Annotated in this window: 19 protein-coding genes; 5 read left to right on the top strand and 14 right to left on the bottom strand. The window is 73.0% G+C overall.

Annotated features, from left to right (window positions below; genetic code table 11):
- Position 1 precedes the first annotated feature (1 nt).
- From cysD to KV205_RS30225, 9 genes are all read right to left on the bottom strand, one after another.
- Positions 2-937 (bottom strand): sulfate adenylyltransferase subunit CysD, encoded by a 936-nt coding sequence (gene cysD, locus KV205_RS30260; protein WP_265867941.1) that lies wholly within the window; start codon positions 935-937, stop codon positions 2-4.
- Positions 934-1,524: an adenylyl-sulfate kinase gene (cysC, locus tag KV205_RS30255; RefSeq protein ID WP_265867940.1), complete on the bottom strand. Its 591-nt coding sequence runs from the start codon at positions 1,522-1,524 to the stop codon at positions 934-936. The genes cysD and cysC overlap by 4 nt, the downstream gene beginning before the upstream one ends.
- Positions 1,506-2,222 (bottom strand): phosphoadenylyl-sulfate reductase, encoded by a 717-nt coding sequence (locus KV205_RS30250; protein ID WP_265867939.1) that lies wholly within the window; start codon positions 2,220-2,222, stop codon positions 1,506-1,508. The genes cysC and KV205_RS30250 overlap by 19 nt, the downstream gene beginning before the upstream one ends.
- Complete coding sequence (locus tag KV205_RS30245) at positions 2,219-2,398, bottom strand: hypothetical protein (RefSeq protein WP_265867938.1); 180 nt, start codon at positions 2,396-2,398, stop codon at positions 2,219-2,221. The genes KV205_RS30250 and KV205_RS30245 overlap by 4 nt, the downstream gene beginning before the upstream one ends.
- Positions 2,395-4,092: a nitrite/sulfite reductase gene (locus KV205_RS30240; protein ID WP_265867937.1), complete on the bottom strand. Its 1,698-nt coding sequence runs from the start codon at positions 4,090-4,092 to the stop codon at positions 2,395-2,397. The genes KV205_RS30245 and KV205_RS30240 overlap by 4 nt, the downstream gene beginning before the upstream one ends.
- Positions 4,093-4,218: 126 nt before the next feature.
- Entirely contained in the window at positions 4,219-4,302 is an 84-nt protein-coding gene (locus KV205_RS36605) for a putative leader peptide (RefSeq protein ID WP_356067285.1), read from the bottom strand.
- A gap of 159 nt (positions 4,303-4,461) precedes the next feature.
- Complete coding sequence (locus KV205_RS30235) at positions 4,462-5,043, bottom strand: GNAT family N-acetyltransferase (RefSeq protein ID WP_265867936.1); 582 nt, start codon at positions 5,041-5,043, stop codon at positions 4,462-4,464.
- A gap of 140 nt (positions 5,044-5,183) precedes the next feature.
- Positions 5,184-6,491, bottom strand: a complete 1,308-nt coding sequence (locus KV205_RS30230; protein WP_265867935.1) for a helix-turn-helix domain-containing protein — start codon at positions 6,489-6,491, stop codon at positions 5,184-5,186.
- A gap of 357 nt (positions 6,492-6,848) precedes the next feature.
- A complete protein-coding gene (locus KV205_RS30225) occupies positions 6,849-8,486 on the bottom strand; it encodes an acyl-CoA dehydrogenase family protein (RefSeq protein WP_265867934.1) in 1,638 nt (545 codons plus the stop codon).
- Positions 8,487-8,503: 17 nt separating this feature from the next.
- On the opposite strand from KV205_RS30225, the gene KV205_RS30220 reads away from it, so the two are divergent.
- Together KV205_RS30220 and KV205_RS30215 are read left to right on the top strand one after the other, a co-directional pair.
- A complete protein-coding gene (locus KV205_RS30220; protein WP_265867933.1) occupies positions 8,504-9,628 on the top strand; it encodes a YihY/virulence factor BrkB family protein in 1,125 nt (374 codons plus the stop codon).
- Between the two features lie 36 nt (positions 9,629-9,664).
- Positions 9,665-10,378: an AraC family transcriptional regulator gene (locus KV205_RS30215; RefSeq protein WP_265867932.1), complete on the top strand. Its 714-nt coding sequence runs from the start codon at positions 9,665-9,667 to the stop codon at positions 10,376-10,378.
- On the opposite strand, the gene KV205_RS30210 is transcribed toward KV205_RS30215, so the two are convergent.
- Entirely contained in the window at positions 10,351-10,791 is a 441-nt protein-coding gene (locus KV205_RS30210) for a VOC family protein (protein WP_265867930.1), read from the bottom strand. The two genes, KV205_RS30215 and KV205_RS30210, sit on opposite strands and share 28 nt — an antisense overlap.
- Positions 10,792-10,941: 150 nt before the next feature.
- Here KV205_RS30210 and KV205_RS30205 point away from each other — a divergent pair, with 150 nt between their 5' ends.
- From KV205_RS30205 to KV205_RS30195, 3 genes are all read left to right on the top strand, one after another.
- Entirely contained in the window at positions 10,942-11,781 is an 840-nt protein-coding gene (locus KV205_RS30205; RefSeq protein ID WP_265867929.1) for an SDR family NAD(P)-dependent oxidoreductase, read from the top strand.
- Positions 11,782-12,012: 231 nt separating this feature from the next.
- Positions 12,013-13,146 (top strand): ribosome small subunit-dependent GTPase A, encoded by a 1,134-nt coding sequence (rsgA, locus tag KV205_RS30200; RefSeq protein WP_265867928.1) that lies wholly within the window; start codon positions 12,013-12,015, stop codon positions 13,144-13,146.
- A gap of 99 nt (positions 13,147-13,245) precedes the next feature.
- Positions 13,246-14,652, top strand: coding sequence for an AlkA N-terminal domain-containing protein (locus KV205_RS30195; RefSeq protein ID WP_374214743.1), 1,407 nt, complete (start codon positions 13,246-13,248; stop codon positions 14,650-14,652).
- Here the strand turns inward: KV205_RS30195 and KV205_RS30190 are convergent.
- The 4 genes from KV205_RS30190 to KV205_RS30175 form a co-directional block, all read right to left on the bottom strand.
- Positions 14,613-15,005 carry a PPOX class F420-dependent oxidoreductase gene (locus KV205_RS30190; protein ID WP_265868003.1) on the bottom strand — a complete coding sequence of 131 codons (393 nt, stop codon included), beginning with the start codon at positions 15,003-15,005 and terminating at the stop codon, positions 14,613-14,615. The two genes, KV205_RS30195 and KV205_RS30190, sit on opposite strands and share 40 nt — an antisense overlap.
- 26 nt (positions 15,006-15,031) lie before the next feature.
- A complete protein-coding gene (locus KV205_RS30185; protein ID WP_265867927.1) occupies positions 15,032-15,514 on the bottom strand; it encodes a DUF456 domain-containing protein in 483 nt (160 codons plus the stop codon).
- 66 nt (positions 15,515-15,580) lie between these two features.
- Positions 15,581-16,027, bottom strand: coding sequence for a hypothetical protein (locus KV205_RS30180; protein ID WP_265867926.1), 447 nt, complete (start codon positions 16,025-16,027; stop codon positions 15,581-15,583).
- A gap of 96 nt (positions 16,028-16,123) precedes the next feature.
- Positions 16,124-17,107: a LuxR family transcriptional regulator gene (locus tag KV205_RS30175; protein ID WP_265867925.1), complete on the bottom strand. Its 984-nt coding sequence runs from the start codon at positions 17,105-17,107 to the stop codon at positions 16,124-16,126.
- Between the last annotated feature and the right edge of the window lie 215 nt (positions 17,108-17,322).

The raw sequence follows: 17,322 nt of genomic DNA, 5'->3' as shown, positions 1-17,322 counted from the left end.
ACTAGAAGTACCCTTCGCGCTTGCGGTCTTCCATCGCGGCCTCGGACATCTTGTCGTCGGCGCGGGTGGCGCCCCGCTCGGTGAGCCGGGACGCGGCGATCTCGGTGATCACGGCCTCCAGCGTGGTGGCGTCGGAGTCCACCGCGCCGGTGCAGGACATGTCGCCGACCGTGCGGTAGCGGACCAGCCGCGTCTCCACCGACTCGGTGTCCTTCGGGCCGCCCCAGTCGCCGGCGGTCAGCCACATGCCGTTGCGCTGGAACACCTCGCGCTCATGGGCGAAGTAGATCTCCGGAAGGTCGATCTTCTCGCGCTGGATGTACTGCCAGACGTCGAGCTCCGTCCAGTTGGACAGCGGGAACACGCGCACGTGCTCGCCGGGGGCGTGCCGGCCGTTGTACAGCTGCCACAGCTCGGGCCGCTGGCGGCGCGGGTCCCACTGGGAGAACTCGTCGCGGAGGCTGAACACCCGCTCCTTGGCGCGGGCCTTCTCCTCGTCGCGCCGCCCGCCGCCGAACACGGCGTCGAAGCGGTGCTGCTGGATGGCCTCGGTCAGCGGCACGGTCTGCAGCGGGTTGCGGGTGCCGTCGGGGCGCTCGCGCAGCTTGCCGGCGTCGATGTACTCCTGCACGGAGGCGACGTGCAGCCGCAGGCCGTGCTCGGCGACCACGCGGTCGCGGTACTCCAGGACCTCGGGGAAGTTGTGCCCGGTGTCGACGTGCAGCAGCGTGAAGGGGATCGCCGCCGGGGCGAAGGCCTTCAGCGCCAGGTGCAGCATGACGATGGAGTCCTTGCCGCCGGAGAACAGGATCACCGGCCGCTCGAACTCGCCCGCCACCTCGCGGAAGATGTGGACGGCCTCGGACTCCAGGGAGTCGAGGTGCGACAGCGCGAACGGACTGTCGGTCGCCTCGTGGGCGTGGGCAACGGTGGTCACAGCAGACCCCTCTCGCTGAGCAGCGCGTGGACGGCCGCTGCCGACTCCTGCACGGTCTGGTTCTGGGACTCGATCCGCAGATCGGGCGTCTCGGGGACCTCGTACGGGTCGTCGACGCCGGTCAGCCCGCTGATCTCGCCGGCCGCCTGCTTGGCGTACAGGCCCTTGACGTCACGGACCGAGCACACGTCCAGCGGCGTGGCGACGTGCACCTCGACATAGGCGGTGCCCTCGGCGGCGTGCCGCTTGCGGACGGCCTCGCGGCTGTCGGCGTACGGGGCGATGACGGGCACGAGCACGTGCACACCGTGCGAGGCGAGCAGCTCGGCGACGAAGCCGATCCGCTGCACATTGGTGTGCCGGTCCTCGCGGCTGAAGCCGAGGCCCGCCGAGAGGAACTCGCGGATCTCGTCGCCGTCGAGGATCTCGACCCGCCGGCCCTCCTCGCGGAGCCGGCCGGCCAGCTCGTACGCGATGGTGGTCTTGCCGGCGCTGGGCAGGCCCGTGAGCCAGATGGTGGCACCGGTCACGTGATTCTCCTGAGATGTCTGGGTGTCCTGGGCGGCCGTCATCCGTGCAGCCCGCATTCGGTCTTGGCCCGTCCGGCCCAGCGGCCGGCCCGCGCGTCCTCGCCCTCGAGGACCCGGCGGGTGCAGGGGGCGCAGCCGACGGAGGCGTAACCGTCCATCAGGAGCGGGTTGGTGAGTACCCCGTGCTCGGCGACGTAGGCGTCCACGTCGTCCTGCGTCCAGCGGGCGATGGGGGAGACCTTCACCTTCTGCCGCTTCTCGTCCCAGCCGACGACCGGGGTGTTCGCCCGGGTCGGGGACTCGTCGCGGCGCAGGCCGGTGGCCCAGGCGGCGTACGTCGTCAGGCCCTCTTCGAGCGGCTTGACCTTGCGCAGCGCGCAGCACAGGTCGGGGTCGCGGTCGTGCAGCTTGGGGCCGTACTCGGCGTCCTGCTCGGCGACCGTCTGACGCGGCGTCAGGGTGATGACGTTGACGTCCATGACGGCGTCGACGGCGTCCCGGGTGCCGATGGTCTCCTCGAAGTGGTAGCCGGTGTCGAGGAAGACCACGTCCACGCCGGGCCTGGCCCGCGAGGCGAGATGGGCGACCACCGCGTCCTCCATGGAGGAGGTGACGCAGAAGCGCTCGCCGAAGGTGTCGGCGGCCCACTGGAGGATCTCCAGGGCGGAGGCGTCCTCCAGCTCGCGGCCGGCCTGCTCGGCGAGTGCCTTCAGGTCGGCCGCGGTCGCGTCCTGAGCGATCTGAGTGCTCGTCATCTCTCGTTCCCTCCAGAGCTGTTGGTCGAAGTCGCCGGGGCGAGGAGCCCCAGGAACTTCAGCTGGAAGGCTCGACTGCACGCGTGGCATTCCCAGGTCCCGTGTCCCTGTTCGGCAGGACGCAGGTCCTCGTCCCCGCAGTAGGGGCAGTGGAACGGGGCCGCGCGCCCGCTCATGACAGGGCCTCTTCCGAGGCGCGGGCGGTCCAGGCGGCGAAGCGCTCGCCGTCCTCGCGCTCCGCCTGGAAGCGCTTGAGGACCCGCTCGACGTAGTCGGGCAGCTCGGCCGCGGTGACCTTCAGGCCGCGGACCTTGCGGCCGAAGCCGGCCTCAAGACCGAGCGCGCCGCCCAGGTGCACCTGGTAGCCCTCGACGCGGTTGCCCTCGTCGTCCAGGACCAGCTGGCCCTTGAGACCGATGTCCGCGACCTGGATCCGGGCGCAGGCGTTCGGGCAGCCGTTGATGTTGATGGTGATCGGCTCGTCGAACTCCGGGATGCGGCGCTCCAGTTCGTCGATCAGCGAGGCGCCGCGGCCCTTGGTCTCGACGATGGCGAGCTTGCAGAACTCGATGCCGGTGCAGGCCATCGTGCCGCGCCGGAAGGGCGAGGGGGTGACCCGCAGGTCAAGCGCCTCCAGGGCGGAGACGATCGACTCGACCCGCGCCTCCTCGATGTCGAGGACGAGCATCTTCTGCTCGGCGGTGGTGCGCACCCGGCCCGAGCCGTGCTGCTCGGCGATCTCGGCGATCTTCGTGAGGGTGGCGCCGTCGACGCGGCCGACGCGCGGGGCGAAGCCCACGTAGAAGCGTCCGTCCTGCTGCTGGTGGACGCCGACGTGGTCGCGCCAGCGGCCGGCCGGCTCCGCCGGGGCGGGACCGTCGGTCAGCTTGCGCTTGAGGTACTCGTCCTCCAGGACCTGGCGGAACTTCTCCGGGCCCCAGTCGGCGACGAGGAACTTCAGGCGGGCGCGGTTGCGCAGCCGGCGGTAGCCGTAGTCGCGGAAGATCGAGATGACGCCCTCGTAGACGTCCGGAACCTCGTCGAGCGAGACCCAGGTGCCGAGCCGGACGCCGAGCTTGGGGTTGGTGGACAGACCGCCGCCGACCCAGACGTCGAAGCCAGGGCCGTGCTCGGGGTGGTCGACGCCGACGAAGGCGATGTCGTTGATCTCGTGCGCCACGTCGAGCAGCGGCGAGCCGGAGATCGCGGACTTGAACTTGCGGGGCAGGTTGGAGAAGTCCTTGTTGCCGACGATCCGGCGGTAGATCTCGTCGATGGCGGGCGTGCCGTCGATGATCTCGTCCGCGGCGATGCCGGCGACCGGCGAGCCGAGGATGACGCGCGGGGTGTCACCGCAGGCCTCGGTGGTGGACAGGCCGACCGCCTCCAGGCGGTTCCAGATCTCCGGCACGTCCTCGATGCGGATCCAGTGGAACTGCACGTTCTGCCGGTCGGTGATGTCGGCGGTGCCGCGCGCGAACTCCTGCGAGATCTCGCCGATGACCCGGAGCTGCTCGGTGGTCAGCCGGCCGCCGTCGATGCGGACCCGCAGCATGAAGAACTCGGCGTCCAGCTCCTCCGGCTCCAGGACGCCCGTCTTGGTCCCGTCCAGACCCTCGCGGCGCTGGGTGTAGAGGCCCCACCAGCGCATGCGTCCGCGCAGGTCATTGGGGTCGATGGAGTCGAATCCACGCTTCGAGTAGATCGTCTCAATACGTGTCCGCACATTGAGACCGTCGTCATCCTTCTTGAACTGCTCATTGCCGTTCAGCGGGGTGAAGTGCCCCGCGGCCCACTGACCCTCGCCACGGTGGCGCCCGGCCTTGCGGCGGGCGGCGGCGGGAGTGGGGTTTTCCGGGGTGGCGGCCATGGCGATATGTCCTTCGGGACTGCGAGAGGGCGGCTCTGACCTGCACACTCGCGCTCGGATAGGAGGGTGGCGCGGCAGTGCGCAGAGACAGGACGTCAGGAAAGATGTGCGGCGGTGCTGAACTGCTCAGCGCGCCGAACAGATGGCGCTGGACATGCGGCCGAGGTCGACGTGCCGCCGACTCACCAAGGCAATTCCAGTTCCAGGCATGACGGAAGCGTGTCACGGGAGTTTGGACGCAGTCCAGCTTCGTCCAGAATGTGGACGCGACTGTCTCGTTGAGTGAGACGGTGTGGCATGGGTCACGTGGAAGGGGCCCAGTTCAGGGCCCCTTTCACCAGATGGTGCCGGTACGGCTCGGGGTACGGGTCAGGCGTGGGCGCCCGGCCACGGGCCCGGGTTCGCCGGCTCCTCGACCTGCTCCACCTTGGTGTCGAAGAGCCGGAAGCCGCGCCGCTCGTAGTTGGCCATCGCGTGCTCGCCGTCCAGCGAGCAGGTGTGCAGCCACACCCGCTTGGTCGGGGTCCGCCCGGCCCACCGCTCGGCCAGGTCCCAGGCGCGCTCCACCCCGTACGAAAGGAGGTGCCCGCCGATCCCGCGGCCCCGGAAGCCGGGGATCAGGCCGAAGTAGACGATCTCCACCGTGCCGTCGTCCTGCGGGTCCAGCTCCACGTAGCCCGCGGGCGTCCCCCGCTCGTACGCCACCCAGATCTCGGCGCCCGGCTTCGCCACGAGCTCCTGCCACTGCGCGTACGTCAGCGACAGCCGGTCGGTCCAGCGGATGTCGCCGCCGACCGCCGTATAGAGGAAGCGGCTGAACTCCGCCGAGGGCACCTCGGCCCGCACGATCCTCAGGTCGCGCCCCTCGGGAGCGGGCACGGGCCGGAGGTCGGACGGCGAGGTCTGTTCCAGGGACCAGGTGGTGAGGGTGATGCTCGTGGGCTTGCTCATGGGCTTATCGCATCATGCGGAGCCGCGGATTCCCAGGCCGGATCCCACCGGGCCGGTCACACCGGGCGGCCCCTGTCCGGCATGTGGACAGATGACCGGCCCGTGGACCACCGGCTCCGCCGTGCCCCTTTATGGGCTCGTCATGCGCTCGTCGCGCTCCGCGCCGCGAGCACGGCCGGTGCCGTGGAGTGGGGGAGGAGATCCGCCGGGTGCGCGGGGTGCCGCAGCTCGACCTCCACCTCCTCGCTGAAGCGGTACGGGCGGTGTGCGAGCACGCCGGCCAGGTTGCGCCGCACCCGCGACAGCTCCGCCCGTACCGTCACCGTCCTCGTCCGGTCCCCGAACACGTCCTGCGCCAGCTCCGCCGCCGTCCGCCCCTCCGGGTGCAGGGCGAGCAGATAGAGCAGCTCCGCGTGGCGAGGGCTGAGCTCCTGCGACCAGCTGCCGGCCGCACCCGACACCGACACCGCCGCCCGGCGCGGCCGGCTCAGATCGAGCACCACCCGACTCGCCGCCCCGCCGCCCGCGCCGTCCCCGTCCGGCCGCGCGCCCTCCTCCACCCGCAGCAGCCAGCCGCCCGGCAGCGGCTCCACCGCGCACATCCCCAGCGAGGGCAGCCACATCCGCCCGGCCCGGAACGACTTCGGCAGCGCGAGCCGGTCCACCGGCGCCATCCCGGTCACCGCCGCCGTCCAGCCGTGGGTGTCCACGGCGACGGCCCGCCCGCCCACCCGGCACAGGATCGGCGCCGCCACCGACCGCAGCCGCTCGATCGAGCGCAGATGCCGCTGGCGCATCTCGGCCTCCGCGAGCTGCGCCACCGAGCCGACCAGCGCCAGCGTCGCCGGATGGAAGCTGGACGCCGGGCCGCTGACGTCCACGATCCCGAGCAGCCGGTGATCGCGCGGGTCGTGCACCGGCGCTGCGGCACAGGTCCAGTTGTGCAGCGTGTGCACATAGTGCTCGGCGGAGTGCACCTGCACGGCCTTGCCCATGGCGAGCGCCGTGCCCACCGCGTTCGTGCCGGTGGTGTGCTCGCTCCAGGCCGCGCCCTCCTCCAGGCAGATCCCGTTGGCCTGCCGCAGCACCGCCAGGTTGCCCTCGCGCCACAGCACCCGGCCCTGCTCGTCGGTCACCACCATGATCTGCATGGAGGCGTCGGCGATTCCGGCGAGTCCGGCGCTGAGCGTGCGCATGACCTCGCCGAGCACCGAGGAGCGGCGCCGCTCCTCCAGCTCGTCGCGCTGCAGCAGCACGGTGCTGGTGCTCTGGTCCGGGTTCACGCCGAGCCGGAACATGCGCTGCCAGGACGCGTCGATCACCGCCCGGGGCGCGACCGGCGGGGTCCGGCCGGCCAGGGTCTCCTCGCGGACCTTGTGCAGCAGCCGGGTCGCCTTGGCGGCGTCCATCACGGCGAGCCGGTTCAGGTCGACCTGCGCTCGGTTCATCGGTCCCTCCCGGCCACGCACGATGCCGCTGTCTCTTCGCCGTCCATCCGCTTTTCCGTCTGTGGTGCCGTATCGGTTCTGCACAGGGCGTGCCCCGCTCCCGCGCGGTGCGGCCCGGCGCCCATCGTGCCGCTCCGCAGCGTCATGCGCGGGCTGCTTCCCGTAATCCTGCAACCTCATGCAACTCTGGCAACCCCCGCCCCCGTGCACGAGGGTGGAGCCGAAGCGGAGGGTGGTGCCGTGTCGGCGCAGCACCACCCCCCGCTTTTCCGCGCGTGCCGACCCCCTCAGGTCCACCCCTGGCACGCGCGGCACAACGCCACACTCACCCGCCCGGGGGACGCTCCGCACACGCGTTCAGGCCGCCGGCCGGGCCCGTTCCACCACCGCACCCAGATCGAGGGGGTGCGGCAGCGTCCCGAACGAGGCCCCCCAGTCCCCGCCGAGCCGCGACGCGCAGAACGCGTCCGCCACCTCCGGCGGCGCCCAGCGCACGAGCAGCGCCCCCTGGAGCACCCGCGCCATCCGCTCCGCGAGCCGCCGCGCCCGCGCCTCGATGCCCTCCAGATCGGCCAGCTCGGTCAGCAGGTCCCGGATCGCCCGGTCGAGCCGGTGATCCGCGCCGCGCGCCCGCCCCACCTCCGTCAGAAACGCGTTCAGCGCCGCCGGTTCTCCCCGCAGGGCCCGCAGCACGTCAAGCGCCTGTACGTTCCCGGCGCCCTCCCACAGCGAGTTCAGCGGCGACTCGCGCAGCAGCCGCGGCAGCCCCGACTCCTCCACGTACCCGTTGCCGCCCAGGCACTCCAGCGCCTCCGCCACCACCGGCGTGCACCGCTTCGTCACCCAGTACTTGGCCACCGGCACCGCGATCCGCAGCAGCGCCCGCTCCTCCTCCGTACCGCTGTCGTACGCCGCCGCGAGCCGCATCCCGAGCACGGTCGCCGCCTCCGACTCAAGGGCCAGATCGGCCAGGACATTGCGCATCAGCGGCTTGTCGACCAGCAGACCCCCGAACGCGCGGCGGTACGAGGCGTGGTGCACGGCCTGCGCGACCGCCTGCCGCATCAGCGCCGCCGAGCCCAGCACGCAGTCGAGCCGGGTCGCCGCCACCATCCCCATGACCGTCCGCAGCCCGCGCCCCTCCTCGCCCACGAGCCGCGCCCAGGTCGACCCGTCGAACTCCACCTCGGCGGACGCGTTCGAGCGATTCCCCAGCTTGTCCTTGAGCCGCTGGAGCGCGAAGGCGTTCCGCGTCCCGTCCGGCAGCACCCGCGGCACCAGGAGACATGACAGACCGCCGGGCGCCTGGGCGAGCACCAGGAAGGCGTCCGACATCGGCGCAGAGCAGAACCACTTGTGCCCGGTCAGCACGTACTCGCCTTCGGCCGCCAGAGGCTCCGCCCGGGTCGTGTTCGCCCGGACGTCGCTGCCGCCCTGCTTCTCCGTCATGCCCATCCCGAGCAGCACACCGGTCTTGTCCAGCGGCGGCCGCAGCCCCTGCTCGTACACCCGCGAGGCGATCAGCGGCTCCCACGCCGCCGCGAGCTCCGGCTCGGCACGCAGCGCCGGCACCGCCGCGTGCGTCATCGACACCGGACAGCCGTGCCCCGCCTCCACCTGCGAGGCCAGCAGGAAGCCCGCCGCCCGCCGCACATGACCACCCGGCCGGCCCCACGCGCCGGTCAGCCCCGCGCCCACCGCCCGGCCGAGCAGCCGGTGCCAGGCCGGATGGAACTCCACCTCGTCGATCCGGCGCCCGTAACGGTCGTGCGTCCGCAACCGCGGCGGATGCTCGTTCGCAAGCCGTCCCCACTCCTGCGCCTGCGCCGAGCCCGCCGACACCCCGAAGGCCGTCAGCTCCTCGCGCGCCTCGCCGTACACCTCCGGCGGCAGGTGCCGCTCCACGGCCTCCGCCAGGGCCGCGTCGGACGAGAACATGTCGTATTCCACCAGGGGTGGAGCCTGGTTGGTCACGGTGTGGGTGCCGGGTGCCATACGGATACGGTAAGGAGGTGCAGGCAGCAAACGAAACACCCGAACGGCCCGAGCGGCGGCCCTGGAGCAAGCTCCACCGCGCGCGCGTCCTCTACCGCAACGTCTCCAAGCGGAAGATGGTCTGGCTGCTCCTCAAGGACACGGTCAACTCGTGCATCGAGTACCGCATCCTCGGCCTCGCCGCCGAAGCCGCCTTCTTCACCCTGCTGTCGCTGCCGCCGCTGCTCCTCGGCCTGATCGCCGTCCTCGGCTACGCCGACGACTGGACCAACACCGACACCGTCGCCAGCATCCGGGAGAACATCCTGCACGCCGCCGGCACGGTCCTGTCCGACCGGGGCGTCCGCGAGATCGCCGAACCCCTCCTCGACGACATCACCCAGGGCAAACGGCCCGAGCTGATCTCCCTCGGCTTCGCCATCGCCCTCTGGTCCGGCTCCCGCGCGGTGAACGTCTTCATCGACACCATCACCGTGATGTACGGCCTCGACGGGCACCGCGGCATCGTCAAGACCCGGCTCCTCGCCCTGCTCCTCTACATCATCGCGCTGCTCATCGGCGCCATCGTGCTGCCGCTCGCGGTCGTCGGCCCCGACCGGATCGTCGAGCTGATCCCCTGGGGCACGGAAGTCGTCTCGGTCCTCTACTGGCCGACCGTCATCCTGCTCTCCATCGCCTTCCTGACGACCCTGTACCACGTGTCCGTCCCCGTCCGCTCCCCCTGGATCGAGGACATCCCCGGCGCGCTCGTCGCCCTCGCCATGTGGGTGCTCGGCAGCTTCCTGCTGCGCATCTACCTCACCAGCCAGGTCGAGGGCCCCACCATCTACGGCTCCCTCGCCGCCCCCATCGCCGTCCTCCTCTGGATCGGCATCTCCGCCTTCGCGGTCCTCGTCGGCGCCGCCGTCAACGCCGCCATCGACCGCGTCTGGCCCTCCGTCGCCACCGCCGGCGCCCGCGAGGCCACCGAACGCGCCCGCGCCGCCCAGGCCGCCGACCTCGTCGCCCGCCTGCGCGCGGAGGCCGAGGACGTGGACGAGGACGACCCCGACATGCCCTCGGAGTTCCCGGAGCGCTGGTCGAAGTTCCTGCCGCCGGACGACGTGAAGTCCCGGCTGCACGCGGGCTGGGAGAAGGAGTAGCGGCCGATACGGGCGGGCTCGGCCTACCCTGGTGAGGTGTACGAGGAACGGCCCGCGCGGCTCGCCGGAGCCGTCGTCTGGCGGCGGGAACTCGGGGCGGCGGCCGACGCCGCGGACCCGGGGACCCGGCCCGTGCTGCCCGACGGATGCATGGACCTGATCTGGGCGGACGGACGGCTGCTCGTCGCGGGGCCCGACACCAGGGCGTACGTGCCCCGGAGCCCCGCCGCGCACTACGCGGGGGTGCGGTTCGCGCCGGGCGAGGCGGCCGGCGTCCTCGGCGTCGAGGCGAGCGCGGTGCGCGACGAGCGGGTCGACCTGGCCGAGTTGTGGGACCCGCGGGTCGCGCGACGGCTCGCCGACCGGGTGAGCGGGGCGGCGGACCGGGCGGCCGCCCTGGAGGACCTGGTGCTGCGGCGGGCCGCCGACGCGCCCGCGCCCGACCCGCTGCTGCGGGCCGTCGTCGCCCGGCTGCGGGCCGGACTCCCGGTCGGGACGGCGGCCGACCAGCTCGGCATCGGGGTACGGCAGCTGCACCGCCGCTCGCTTGCCGCCTTCGGGTACGGCCCGAAGACCCTCGCCCGGATCCTGCGCCTCCAGCGCGCGCTCGCCCTCGTCACGGCGGGCGTCCCGGCGGCGGAGGCCGCCCCGCGCGCGGGCTGCGTCGACCAGGCGCATCTCGCGCGCGAGATGCGCGCGCTGACCGGACTGACGATCGGCGGTTACGTGGCCGGGCTGCGGTCCGCGTAGAGCGACACGCCCGTCCCGTCCGGGTCGAGCACGACCGCGTACCGCTGCCCCCAGACCGCGTCCCACGGCTTCAGATGCCCGCGGTGACCGGCGCCGGTCAGCGTCTCGTACACCGCGTCCACCTGCGCCGGATCGGCGCACCGGAACGCGAGCGCGACCCGCTCGCCGCCGCCCGGCGGCCGCGTCCACGCCGGGTCGAACGACCGCACGACGTCCTCGGTGTCCCACAGCACCCGCATCCCGCCGGGCAGCGCGGCCTCCACGTGCGGCGCGCTCTCGGCACCGGCCGGGACGTCCAGGCCGAGCAGCCGGTAGAAGGCGAGGGAGGCGGCCATGTCGGTGGTGACGATCCCGATCACGTCGAGCCGCGGCGTGGGGGAGGAGAACGCGTCGGTGCTTCCGTTGGTGTCCATGGCCGCAGGCTAGGAGGGGCGGGGAAGCGGCGTCTTGTACGGATCGGACACGAGCGGCGGACCGGGTGCGGGCCGCGCCTGCCTGGTGGTGCTGACACCAGGCCCGGCACACACTGCCGGGACGCGTACGGGGGTGTCAGGGTGACCCGTATGTCGACTTCCGCACAGCGCACCACCCTCGTCACCGGCGCCACCTCCGGCATGGGCCGCGACCTCGCCCTCGCGCTCGCCGCCCACGGCGGCACCCTGCTGCTGCACGGCCGCGACGCCGCCCGGCTCGACGGCGTCGCCGCCGAGGCGCGCGCCGCGCACCCCGCGACCACCGTCCGCACGTACCGCGCCGACCTCTCCGACCTCGACCAGGTGCACGACCTCGCCGACCGCGTCCGCGCCGCCGAACCGCACCTCGACGGACTCGTCCACAACGCGGTCGCGGGCGGCGGCGCCCGCCCCCTCGTGCGCGAACTGAGCGCCCAGGGCCACGAACTCCGCTTCGCCGTCAACCACCTGGCCCCCCACGCCCTCACCCGCGGCCTGCTGCCGCTGCTCACCGCCTCCGCGCCCGCCCGCGTCGTCAACGTCGCCAGCATCGGCCAGGAGGAGATCGACTTCGACGACGTGATGCGGGAGCGGGAGTACGAGGGCCTGAGCGCCTACTGCCGCAGCAAACTCGCCCTGATCATGAGCACGTTCGACCTGGCCGAGGAGCTGTCCGGCACCGGCGTCACGGTCAACGCCCTGCATCCCGCCCACCTCATGGACACCCCGGCCGTCCGCGCCTACGGCCTCACTCCCGCCGTCGGCACCGACGAAGGCGTCCGCCCGACGCTGCGGCTGCTGCTCGACCCCGACCTCGCCGGAACGACCGGCCGCTACTTCGACCGCTTCACCGACGCGCGCGCCCACGAGCAGGCCTACGACCCGGCGGCGCGGGCCCGGCTGCGGGAGTTGACGGCCCGTCTGACAGCCCGTCCGGCGTCCGTGCGCTAAATGCGTGGCGCGCCCGGAGGGCGCCCGCTACGGTGGTGCGCACGCGCAGAGAGCTGTGCCGAAGACTCGCTGAAGACCTGTGACCAGGAGGTGTGACCGATGGCTGTCGTCACGAAGGGCCGTGCCCTCAACCAGATGATCGTCCACCCCACTTCCGTGGCCACCGGCTGACCTCTTCTCACACGCGCTGCCGTAGGCAGCCGCCGGGGCCACCCCTTCGAAGGGTCCCCCTTGTCTCTCCCGTCCTCTTTCCGTTCCTCCGCTCTCTCTTCCTCCTCCCTCTCCTTCTCCTCGCTGCTCGCCTACGGCTGGGACGACGACTGGGCCGCGGCCTTCGCGCCGTACGCGGCGCAGGGTCTGCTGCCCGGCCGGGTCCTCCGGGTCGACCGGGGTCAGTGCGATGTCGTCACGCCCGAGGGCGTCGTGCGCGCCGACACCACGTTCGTCGTGCCGCACGACCCGCTGCGGGTGATCTGCACCGGCGACTGGGCCGCCGTCGACCCCGACGGGGCCGGTGACCCCCGCTACGTACGGGCGTACCTGCCGCGCCGCACCACCTTCGCCCGCTCCACCTCCTCCAAGAGGTCCGAGGGCCAGGTCCTCGCCGCCAACGTGGACCACGCGATCATCACGGTGTCGCTTGCCGTCGAGCTCGACCTCGGGCGGATCGAGCGCTTCCTGGCGCTCGCCTGGGAGTCGGGCGCGCAGCCGCTCGTCGTCCTCAGCAAGGCCGACCTGGTGCCGGACCCGGTGGGCCTGTCCTATCTGGTCGAGGACGTCGAGACGGTCGCCCCCGGTGTGCAGGTGCTGCCGGTCAGCTCGCTGACCGGGGACGGCCTCGACGTGCTGCGGGCGGTCACGGCGGGCGGCACGAGCGTGCTGCTCGGCGTCTCCGGCGCCGGCAAGTCGACCCTCGCCAACACCTTGCTCGGCACGGACGTCATGGACGTCCGGGCCACCCGTGACATGGACGGCAAGGGCCGCCACACCACGACCACCCGCAACCTGCTCGTGCTCCCCGGCGGCGGCGTCCTCATCGACACGCCCGGCCTGCGCGGCGTCGGCCTGTGGGACGCCGAGGCCGGCGTCGGCCAGGTCTTCGCCGAGATCGAGGACCTGGCCGCCGAATGCCGCTTCCACGACTGCGCCCACGAGTCCGAACCCGGCTGCGCCGTCACCGCCGCCATCGCCGACGGCACCCTCCCGGAACGGCGCCTCGACAGCTACCGCAAGCTCATCCGCGAGAACCAGCGCCTGGTCGCCAAGACCGACGCCCGCCTCCGCGCCGAGATCCTGAAGGACTGGAAGCGCAAGGGCGCGGAGGGCCGCGCGGCGATGGACGCGAAGCGGGGCCGCCTCCGCTGACGGGTCTGGCGGGTCTGCCGGGTCTGCCGGGCCCGGGCCCCGGTTTCCGTGTCCGAAAACCGCCAGTCGCAGCCCTCCCGGTCCCGCACACTGGAGGACATGACGGACACGGAGACCGGGCAGCTCGGGCAGCTGGACGAGGAGACCCGCTACCAGGCGGTCAGCAGTCGGGACGCCCGCTTCGACGGGGTGTTCTTCTTCGCGGTGGCCACCACCGGGATCTACTGCCGGCCCAGCTGCCCGGCCGTCACGCCGAAGCGGCGGAACGTGAGCTTCTTCCCGACCGCCGCGGCCGCGCAGGGGCACGGGTTCCGAGCCTGCCGGCGGTGCCGGCCGGATGCCGTGCCGGGCTCGGCCGAGTGGAACGTCCGCGCGGATGTCGTCGGGCGGGCGGTGCGGATGATCGGGGACGGGGTGGTGGACCGGGAAGGGGTGCCCGGCCTGGCCGGGCGGCTCGGGTACAGCGCGCGGCAGGTGCAGCGGCAGCTCACCGCGGAGCTCGGCGCCGGGCCGGTCGCGCTGGCCCGGGCGCAGCGGGCGCACACCGCGCGCCTGCTGCTGCAGACCACCGCCCTGCCGGTCACCGAGATCGCGTTCGCGTCCGGGTTCGCGAGCGTGCGCCAGTTCAACGAGACCATCCGCGCCGTCTACGCCCGCACCCCCACCGAACTCCGCGCCGAATCCGGCACCGGGACCGGCGCGGGCCCGCGCACCGCGCTGGCCGCCGGGGTGCCGCTGCGGCTCGCGCACCGGGGGCCGTACGCGACGGGGGAGGTCTTCGACCTGCTCGCCGCGGAGGCCCTGCCGGGCGTCGAGGAGGTCGTCGGCGCGCCCGGCACCCGCACCTACCGGCGCACCCTGCGCCTGCCGTACGGCACCGGGATCGTCTCCGTCGACGAGCGCGCCCCGGGCCGCGGCGGCCGGTGGCTGGAGGCCCGGATCCACCTCACCGAGCTGCGCGACCTCACCACCGCCGTCCAGCGGCTGCGCCGGCTGCTCGACCTGGACGCCGACCCGTACGCCGTCGCCGAACGCCTCGGCGCCGACCCCCGCCTCGCCGCCGAGGTCGCCGCCCGCCCCGGCGTCCGGTCCCCGGGCGCGGCCGAACCGGAGGAGTTCGCGCTGCGCACGCTCGTCGGCCCCGACGAGGCCGCGCGGCTCGTGGCGGCGTACGGCACGCCTCTGGAGACCCCCTGCGGCACGCTCACCCATGTCTTCCCCGAGCCCGCCGCGCTCACCGGCCACCCGGTCGCCGGCCCGCTGGCCACGGCCCTCGCCGACGGCACGGTCCGCCTCGACCCGGGCGCCGACCGCGACGCCTCCGCCGCGGCCCTGGCCGCCGTCCCCGGCGTCGGCCCCGAGGCCGTCGCCGTCATCCGCACCCGCGCCCTCGCCGACCCCGACGTCCCGTCCCCGGGCCTCCCGGACCACCCGGAATGGCGCCCCTGGCGCTCGTACGCCACCCGCTACCTGCGCGCCTGGAACTCCTCGAGCCCCCAGCTGTGAATCCGGCGCGGACGGATCCGGATCACCTCCTCGCTGAAGTACGGCCCCAGCGCGTGCGGCCCCACGAGCAGCTCCGCCTCACCCCGGATCTCCACGCCCCGCACCCGCCAGGGGCGGACGGTCGCCAGGTCGTCGACGACCAGCGCGAGCCGCGGGTTCGTCCGGAGGTTGCGCCACTTCTTCGTGCGGCCCATCGCGGCGCCCCCGATCAGGACCGTCCCGTCGTCCTGCGGGAAGAAGCCCACCGGATTGGCCTGCGGCTGGCCGGACGGGTCCACCGTGGCCAGACGGCCGAGGCGCTGCGTGCGCAGATAGGCCCGCTCGGCCTCGGTGAAACCGTCGAAGTCCCGCATGCCGCCGGCCATCGCACCCGACCTCCTCAACCCCAGATCACCGCCCCCGCCCACGCTCCCACGATCAGCAGACACGAGAACAGCTCCACCAGCACGCTCGTGCCCGCCGCCCGCATCACCGTGCGGGTGGCCGCGCGGGCCTGGCCGTGGCCGCCGAGGCGGAGGCGCTCCGAGAGGTAGACGCCGCCGACGAAGCCGGGGATCGCGCCGAGCACCGGGATCAGGAAGAAGCCCAGGAACGCGCCGATCCCCGCGTACGCCACCATCCGCCGCGTGATGCCGACGCCCCGGAACCGGCGGGGCGGCAGCTGCCAGACCACTACCTGGGTGAGCAGCAGCAGGCCGGTGGAGGAGACGAGCAGGATCCAGGCGAGGCCGGTCTGCTCGTGCAGCGCCCACCACAGCATCGCCGCCCACACCAGCCACGTTCCCGGCACGCCGGGCGTCATCACCCCGAACAGGCCGAGCAGCATCACCATCGCGATCAGCAGGAGCTGCCACACACCCATTTGCCCAGGGTGCCGGAGGCCCGGCGTTCCCGCAGGTCAAGCGATACGTACGGGGGACGGGGGCGATCAGCCGGTCACGGTGCCGGTCACGGGGATCGCCGCCGCGACGAGCTGCCGCTCCTTCCGGCTGATCAGCGGGAAGATCAGCTTCAGCTGCGTCTCGCTGTACGGGGACGACAGCACGAACGACGAGTTCAGGATCCGCTCCTTGATCTCGGAGCGGAACAGACCCTCCCGCTGGATCGTCATCGTGTGCTCCACCGGCTCCGCGAACGTCGGGTCCGCCCGGAAGACGAAGAGCCGGCGGTCGGTCATCGCCAGATAGTGCGGCACCGGGGCCGGGATCACCGACACCGTCCCGCCGCTCGCGATCGCCGACGCGATGCCGAACGCCGCCGTCCGCCGCACGGACACGGTGCTCAGGCCCACGATCGCCGTCACCTCCACCCGCTCCCCGGGCTCGAGGACCGGGGTGACGGCGGCCAGCAGGGCGCGACGGCGCCTTCCGTTCATGGGCGGTACTCCAGAGGGGTGACGTGAGGGGGAGGGGTGCTGCGAGGGGCCGGCGCTCACGGCCGGGCCGGGCTCACCCTGCCATACGGCCCCGGCTCACCCGCGGGCCACCCACCCCTTCTCGTACGCGTGCCAGCCGAGCTGCAGCCGCGTGCTCACCCCGGTCAGCTCCATCAGGCCCTTCACCCGCCGCTGTACGGTCCGGAGCCCGAGGTCCAGCTGCTTGGCGACGCTCGCGTCGGTCATCCCGGCCAGCAGCAGGCTGAGGATCTCCAGATCGGTCGGGTCCGGGCCCGGCACCTCGTCCTCGGTGATCTGCGCGCCCGCGCCGAGGCGCAGCGGCAGGGCGTCCCGCCACACCGACTCGAACAGGCCCATCAGCGACTCCAGGAGCCCGCTCGCGTGCACCACCAGCGCGGCCGGCTCGGCGCCCCGGCCGGTGAGCGGGACCATCGCGAGCTGGCGGTCGGCCACCACCAGCTTGGTCGGCACCCGGTCCACCACCCGGATCTGCTCGTGGCGGCCGAGCGCCGCCGACAGCTCCACCAGGCCGGTCGGCAGGGAGAGCACCTCGCGCTCGATGACCACCCGGTAGCGCACCCCGCGCTCGGCGGCCAGCGCCTCGGCGTCGTTCTCCATCCCGGACACGGCGATCGGCTTTCCGGTGACCAGTGCGCACACCTCGTCGGTGGCGCCGAGCTGGAGCTGCAGGAAGCGGTGGGTGACCGCCCCGGCGCCGGTCACGACCTCGACCAGGTCGTGCACGGGCGGCTCGGTGGCCTCCGCCCGGTACTCCTGGGCGAGCAGCGCCGCCGCCAGCTCGGCCTGGTCCAGCTCGTGCCGCTGCTGGGTGAGCAGCGCGCCGAGGGCCACCCCGGGCGGGGCGGCGACCCAGCGCCCGATCCGGGCCGAGGACTGCGCGGCCAGGCCCTGTGCCTCCAGGCGGCGCAGCGCCCGTTCGGTGTCGGTCTCCGGCAGCGCGAGCCGGTGGGCCAGGTCGGAGACCTCGGCCGCGCCCATGGCGACCAGGGCGCGGTAGGCGGATTCCTGCCGTTCGTCGAGACCTATCGCTGCCAGCATCGCTGTCCCACCCCTCGCGCGGACGTCCCGGGACGACCCGGAGATTTCCGGACGTCCACCGGACGCGTTCGTTCCGTCGGTGCTCTGGCGGGAATCGGCCACGGCGCATTCCCGCCTCGCCCATCCTGCCTGCACCACCCTCACCTCTGCCAATGTGGCGCCACCGCAGCACCAACAGCCTCCGGACATGGGTGCCTTATGCGCTTATGCGCCGA

It is taken from the genome of Streptomyces sp. SKN60, assembly GCF_026236535.1.
Lineage (GTDB): Bacteria > Actinomycetota > Actinomycetes > Streptomycetales > Streptomycetaceae > Streptomyces.
This window is presented reverse-complemented; position numbering and strand designations above follow the sequence as displayed.

What these genes read in the sequence shown, in the direction of transcription:
- KV205_RS30240 (WP_265867937.1), bottom strand. Translation starts at nt 4,092, where the DNA reads ATGGCCGCCACCCCGGAAAACCCCACTCCCGCCGCCGCCCGCCGCAAG.
- KV205_RS30185 (WP_265867927.1), bottom strand. Translation starts at nt 15,514, where the DNA reads ATGGGTGTGTGGCAGCTCCTGCTGATCGCGATGGTGATGCTGCTCGGC.
- KV205_RS30210 (WP_265867930.1), bottom strand. Translation starts at nt 10,791, where the DNA reads ATGGACACCAACGGAAGCACCGACGCGTTCTCCTCCCCCACGCCGCGG.
- KV205_RS30180 (WP_265867926.1), bottom strand. Translation starts at nt 16,027, where the DNA reads ATGAACGGAAGGCGCCGTCGCGCCCTGCTGGCCGCCGTCACCCCGGTC.
- cysC (WP_265867940.1), bottom strand. Translation starts at nt 1,524, where the DNA reads ATGCGGGCTGCACGGATGACGGCCGCCCAGGACACCCAGACATCTCAG.
- KV205_RS30205 (WP_265867929.1), top strand. Translation starts at nt 10,942, where the DNA reads ATGTCGACTTCCGCACAGCGCACCACCCTCGTCACCGGCGCCACCTCC.
- KV205_RS30190 (WP_265868003.1), bottom strand. Translation starts at nt 15,005, where the DNA reads ATGCGGGACTTCGACGGTTTCACCGAGGCCGAGCGGGCCTATCTGCGC.
- KV205_RS30235 (WP_265867936.1), bottom strand. Translation starts at nt 5,043, where the DNA reads ATGAGCAAGCCCACGAGCATCACCCTCACCACCTGGTCCCTGGAACAG.
- KV205_RS30245 (WP_265867938.1), bottom strand. Translation starts at nt 2,398, where the DNA reads ATGAGCGGGCGCGCGGCCCCGTTCCACTGCCCCTACTGCGGGGACGAG.
- KV205_RS30230 (WP_265867935.1), bottom strand. Translation starts at nt 6,491, where the DNA reads ATGAACCGAGCGCAGGTCGACCTGAACCGGCTCGCCGTGATGGACGCC.
- KV205_RS30175 (WP_265867925.1), bottom strand. Translation starts at nt 17,107, where the DNA reads ATGCTGGCAGCGATAGGTCTCGACGAACGGCAGGAATCCGCCTACCGC.
- KV205_RS30195 (WP_374214743.1), top strand. Translation starts at nt 13,246, where the DNA reads ATGACGGACACGGAGACCGGGCAGCTCGGGCAGCTGGACGAGGAGACC.
- KV205_RS30250 (WP_265867939.1), bottom strand. Translation starts at nt 2,222, where the DNA reads ATGACGAGCACTCAGATCGCTCAGGACGCGACCGCGGCCGACCTGAAG.
- KV205_RS30225 (WP_265867934.1), bottom strand. Translation starts at nt 8,486, where the DNA reads ATGGCACCCGGCACCCACACCGTGACCAACCAGGCTCCACCCCTGGTG.
- KV205_RS36605 (WP_356067285.1), bottom strand. Translation starts at nt 4,302, where the DNA reads ATGCCTGGAACTGGAATTGCCTTGGTGAGTCGGCGGCACGTCGACCTC.